General features: G+C 44.1%; 1 protein-coding gene. It reads right to left on the reverse strand.

Translation table 11 applies throughout. The features are described 5' to 3' along the window. Positions 1–21 precede the first annotated feature (21 nt). Positions 22–558: transposase (locus P20311_RS13340; protein ID WP_036985194.1), on the reverse strand; the 537-nt coding region annotated here is incomplete at its 5' end.

Here is a 558-nt window from a genome sequence, read left to right on the forward strand (position 1 = left end):
TGAGCGTCTAGCGAACTACACCTATGTTTTAAAATTCCAGGGTAACAAGCTGTCGATATCGGGCTCAGGCTGGCACAGTTCATCAAGGCAAGCACAGATGTAATTAAATGGGATTAGACCATTTATCTTGGCGGTTTCCACAATGCTGTAAAGGGTGGCACTAGCATGGGCACCGTTAGCCGTTTGGCTAAATAACCAATTCTTTCGGCCTATCACAAACGGTTTTACCGCGCGTTCTGCTCTATTATTATCGATGCTAAGTCGGCCATCATCAACATAGCGTATGAGCTTGTGCCATTGATTTGCCAGGTAATTAGCTGCCTCTATCAGTTTGCTGTTCCCCACTAAATTTGGCTGATCCTGCTCAAGCCATATTTTTAGCTTGCTAAGAATAGGCAGGCTAACCTCTTGTCTTGCCGTATATTTGTCATCCACACTTTTATCTTTGATGCGTGACTCAACGCCGTACAGTTTTTGGATAAGGCTCAATACCACATCCACTTTGCCGGTTTTGTTTTTACCTTGTAGCTTTTTCGCGTCGATAAATTTACGACGAGC

The organism is Pseudoalteromonas sp. BSi20311, assembly GCF_000239875.1.
Taxonomy (GTDB): Bacteria; Pseudomonadota; Gammaproteobacteria; order Enterobacterales; family Alteromonadaceae; genus Pseudoalteromonas.